Annotated in this window: 5 protein-coding genes; 3 read left to right on the top strand and 2 right to left on the bottom strand. The window is 68.0% G+C overall.

Annotated features, from left to right (window positions below; genetic code table 11):
• Window positions 1-97: 97 nt before the first annotated feature.
• On the top strand, window positions 98-1,354 hold the full coding sequence (locus tag AOK17_RS45005; RefSeq protein WP_055618442.1) for a GNAT family N-acetyltransferase: 1,257 nt from the start codon (window positions 98-100) through the stop codon (window positions 1,352-1,354).
• Between the two features lie 255 nt (window positions 1,355-1,609).
• On the opposite strand, the gene AOK17_RS45000 is transcribed toward AOK17_RS45005, so the two are convergent.
• Window positions 1,610-1,795 (bottom strand): hypothetical protein, encoded by a 186-nt coding sequence (locus tag AOK17_RS45000; RefSeq protein ID WP_055618441.1) that lies wholly within the window; start codon window positions 1,793-1,795, stop codon window positions 1,610-1,612.
• 204 nt (window positions 1,796-1,999) lie between these two features.
• Between AOK17_RS45000 and AOK17_RS44995 the strand changes: the two genes are divergently transcribed.
• Window positions 2,000-2,908: a winged helix-turn-helix domain-containing protein gene (locus tag AOK17_RS44995; protein ID WP_079053650.1), complete on the top strand. Its 909-nt coding sequence runs from the start codon at window positions 2,000-2,002 to the stop codon at window positions 2,906-2,908.
• A gap of 124 nt (window positions 2,909-3,032) precedes the next feature.
• Here AOK17_RS44995 and AOK17_RS44990 read toward each other — a convergent pair whose 3' ends face one another.
• Window positions 3,033-3,221, bottom strand: coding sequence for a hypothetical protein (locus AOK17_RS44990; RefSeq protein ID WP_055618439.1), 189 nt, complete (start codon window positions 3,219-3,221; stop codon window positions 3,033-3,035).
• A 252-nt stretch (window positions 3,222-3,473) separates the two neighbouring features.
• Between AOK17_RS44990 and AOK17_RS44985 the strand changes: the two genes are divergently transcribed.
• The coding region (locus AOK17_RS44985) for a GntR family transcriptional regulator (protein ID WP_055618438.1) at window positions 3,474-4,222 on the top strand (749 nt) is incomplete at its 3' end.

The following is a 4,222-nucleotide window of genomic DNA, read 5'->3' as shown; positions in this document are numbered from 1 at the left end:
GGGCCTGGGGGCGGAGCCCCCGGTTTCGGGAAGGGGTGGGGCCGGGGGAGAGAAAAACGGCGCGACACCCCCCACCACGTCTGCCTAGCGTGACCGCATGAGCCCCCGCCAGGACATCGACATACGCCCCATCCGCGAGGACGAGACCCGAGAGTGGACCCGCGCCCTGCACACGGGATTCCAGCTCCCCCCGACCGTCTCGGACGCGGACGTCAAGGACCGCAGCACCTACATCGTCCCCGCCCGGACACTGGGCGCATTCGACGGCACCAGATGCGTAGGCACGTTCCGCTCGTTCCCGCAGCAGATCACAGCCGCGGGCGGCGCCCCCGTGGCGGCCGACGCGATCTCGAACGTGACGGTCACAGCGACCCACCGCCGCCGGGGCATCCTCACCCGGATGATGGCCAAGGACCTGGCGGCGGCGAAGGAGCGGGGCGACACCGTGGCGACGCTGATCGCCGCGGAGTACCCGATCTACGGCCGGTACGGATTCGGCGCGGCCACGACGGCCGCCGAGTGGACGATCGACGTGCCGAGGGCGGGCCTCGACCCCCGCTGGTCGGGCCCGGAGGACGGCGGCCGTATCGACCTCGTGGACGGCGACGACGTACGGAAGACGGGCCCGGAGCTGCACGAGCGGCTCAGGCGGACTCAGCCGGGCGTGGTCGACCGCGACGAGCGGTGGTGGCAGGTGCGTACGGGCGCGCTGGTGCTCGACCCGGCCTCGTGGACCGAGCCCTTCCACGCCGTGTACCGCAACGCGGAGGGTGAGGTCGAGGGGCTGCTCACGTACACCGTGGACGACCACTGGGGGGACGTGAAGCAGCCGCTGGAGACCGCGAAGGTCAAGGACATGATCGCGGTCACGCCGGCCGCGGAGCGCGCCCTGTGGCGGTACGTGTGCTCGGTCGACTGGGTCACGAAGGTCAGGACGGGGTGGCGGGCGCCGGACGACCTGCTGCCGCATCTGCTGCCGGATCCGCGCGCGGCACGCATCCTGACGCAGGCCGACCTGCTGTGGGTGAGGATCCTGGACGTGGTGGCGGCGCTGGAGGCGCGTACGTACGGGGCGACGGGGACGCTCGTCCTGGAGGTCGTCGACCGGGGAGGGCTGTGCGGGGGCCGTTACCGGCTGGACGCCTCGGAGGCGGGCGCGAGCTGTGCGCGGACCACGGAGGACGCCGAACTCACGCTGGATGTGGGTGAGTTGGGGTCGCTGTGGCTCGGGGACGAGTCGGTGGTGCGGCTCGCGGCGCTGGGGCGGGTGCGGGAAGAACGAGCGGGCGCCGCCTCCTTGGCCGACGCCCTGCTGCGCACGTCCAGGCGACCGTGGTGCCCGGACATCTTCTGATTCTTTTGATTGGGCTGTTCCTGGTGCTCCGTTCCGTGTCGGTGGTCCGCGTCTGCGGCTTCTCCTCCGTGTTGTTCGTGGCTACTCAGTTGTGATCATTCGTGATCTGTTGCGATCTGTTGTGATCCGTAGCTGTTCAGTTGTTTGTTGTTCCGCGGATCTTGGAGCGGTCCGCGATGGTGCGGGCCGACCGGGCTCCCGGCTCCCCTCCGGAAGGGAGCCCGGTCGGCCGGACTGCCGGACGGTGGCGCCCGATCAGCCGGACTGGGCGAGCAGCATCACGAGGATCACGGCCCCGAGGCCGCCGATCATGGAGTTCTTGGCCTTGATTCCGACGGCGAGGGCGACGAAGGCGATGACGCCCATCGCCCCGAACTTCACCTGGATCAACTGCTCGAAACCGATGGCGAGGGCGGCGACGATGATGGCGATGAGCGGCATGCGGTCCCTCCTTCGGGACGGGGAGGCGGACCCCCGCTGGGACCGTCCACCTGGTCGACAGTTCCGACTCTGGCGGCCAACCCCTGGGAAGCTTGACCATGTTTCTCAAGTTGGTTACCAACTTCACTGAAGTTATCTCCTCTTGGATGCGTCTCATAACCACCTTCTCAATAACTGCCCAAAGATGGCGCGAAGTTGTAGTGTTTGGTTGTGGACCCGGAACACGTCGCCGTCAATGGGCGGAAGAGGTCACAACAGCCACAGCGGTCACACCGCGAGGTGGCCGACGAGCTGCGCACCCGGATCAGGTCCGGTGAGCTGCGGCCCGGCCAGCGCATGCCCACACAGGCCCAGTTGGCCGACGAGTTCGGTGTCGAGCGCGGGGCCGTGCGCCAGGCGCTGCGCATCCTCCAGTCGGAGCACCTGCTGTCCAACGTGTCCAAAGGGAGCCCGGCGACCGTCGCGCAGGACGTGGGGCCGGCTCTGACCGGGCCCGGAGCCCCGCCGCAGCCCACCATGGTGGCGCTCGCGTCGCGGATCACGGCGGCCTTCTCGGCCCCTCACGTGGAGATCGACGCCCTGTGTCTGACGGCGGTCTCGCTCACTCTCGCGATGGGTGAGCCGTTGCGTCTCATCCACGAGGGGCGAATAAAACCAGCCAGGGTGGACGTCCGGGTGCTCCTGCCGTCCAGCGACATCGACCTCGCCTTCCCGGCGCCGGTGGACGACACGGTCGACGACCGGCTGCAGCGCCGCTGGCTGGCCCACCGCAACGCCCAGGGCCAGGTCCTCAAGCACAACCTGCTGGCGTTACGGGCCACGCACGGCATCGACGTACACATCACCTTCCGCGCCCTGCCGTTCACCCCGCCCGTGCAGCTCTACCTGCTCAACGGCGTGGAGGCGCTCTTCGCGTACTACACGCTGACGCGGCGCGGCGAGGAGATCGACCACGAGTACCTGGAGATGTACGACGCGGAGGGGACCCAGTCCATGCTGTTCCCCTTCGAACAGGGCGACGGCCTGCGGGACACGACCTTCGTCGAGCAGTCCCATCTGTGGTTCAACGCACTGTGGGAGACCATCAGCTCGGAGCTTGTGCTCACGGGCTGAGGTCTCCCACGGATGGGTACCGGATCTTCAGGTGGACCTTCGTCCTCGCGGTTCATACGGTTCATACGGTTCAAGCGGTTCGTGCAGGTCATGCGGTTCGTATGGTTCATGCGGGCCGTACGGGTCACAGGGCGGGCCCGGAGACCATGAGGGCGAGGACGACGGCGCCGATCGAGCTGCAGGTCGGGCTCTTCGCCTTGATGCCGATGGTGAGCAGCAGCAGCCCCACGACACCGCTGGGACCGTACCGCCACTGGACGAGCTGCTCGAAGGTGACGACGAAGACGGCGGAGAGGAAGGCTATGACGGGCATGGTGGATCCTCCTTCGGGTCTTTCGGGGTGGTGCGGCGGCTGGGCGGGGATGGTGCGGGAGTGGTGCGGTGGTGCGGGACGATGCTGGAGAGGCGCGGAGCCTTCCCATCTGCCAACTATTTGCGAGAGGAGGCAAACCTTCCGCCATCTTCGCTAAGTTGGTTGCCAACTCTGACTAAGATATCCCCAGTTGGTCCCTACTTCAAAACAACTTTCAAACAACTCCCCTAAGATGGAGCGGAGTTGTAGCGTTTGGTCGTGACCCAGGAGAACGTGGCAGTGAACGGCAGCAGAAAGCTCTCGCCGCAGGAGATCGCCGACATCCTGCGGGACCGCATCCGCGCGGGTGACCTGCGCTCCGGCGACCGCCTGCCCACGCAGGCCGAGTTGGCCGAGGAGTTCGGCGTGGAGCGCGGCACGATCCGCCAGGCCCTGCGGGCACTCCAGGACGAGGGCCGGCTCAGCAACGTCAGCAAGGGCAGCCCCCCGCGTATCGCGGACGTGACCCCCGCGCGGGACGAACCTCAGCCGACGATGGTCGGGTTGGCGCCGCAGTTGGTCGAGGCGTTCGCCGTGCCGCATGTCCGGGTGGACGCCGCGTGCCTCACCGCCGAGACCCTGATGCTGGCGCTCGGTGAACCGGTCCGCCTGATCCACGAGGGCAAGCTCCGCCCGGAGTCGATCGACGTCCGCATCCTGCTGCCCTCCCGTGACATCAACCTCGCCTTCCCCGTCTCCGTCGACGCGCAGGGAGACCAGGACCCGGTCCACCAGCGCTGGCTGGAGATGCGCAACGCCCAGGGCCACGTCCTGCGCCACAACCTCAGGGCCCTGCGCTCCTCCCACGGCATCGACGTCGACGTGACCTTCCGGGCGCTGCCGTTCACCCCGCCGGTGAAGCTGTACCTGCTCAACGGCGTCGAGGCCCTGATCGCGTACTACATGATCACCAGGCGGGAGGAGGAGGCCGGCGACAGGGGCACACTCGACATGTACGACGC

Origin of the sequence: Streptomyces phaeochromogenes (genome assembly GCF_001418655.1) — a bacterium.
Classification (GTDB): domain Bacteria; phylum Actinomycetota; class Actinomycetes; order Streptomycetales; family Streptomycetaceae; genus Streptomyces; species Streptomyces phaeochromogenes.
Note: the sequence above shows the minus strand (reverse complement) of the source record. Positions and strands in the feature narration are given on the sequence as shown.

Coding starts and splice junctions, on each gene's coding strand:
- AOK17_RS45005 (WP_055618442.1), top strand. CDS start 98: ATGAGCCCCCGCCAGGACATCGACATACGCCCCATCCGCGAGGACGAG.
- AOK17_RS45000 (WP_055618441.1), bottom strand. CDS start 1,795: ATGCCGCTCATCGCCATCATCGTCGCCGCCCTCGCCATCGGTTTCGAG.
- AOK17_RS44990 (WP_055618439.1), bottom strand. CDS start 3,221: ATGCCCGTCATAGCCTTCCTCTCCGCCGTCTTCGTCGTCACCTTCGAG.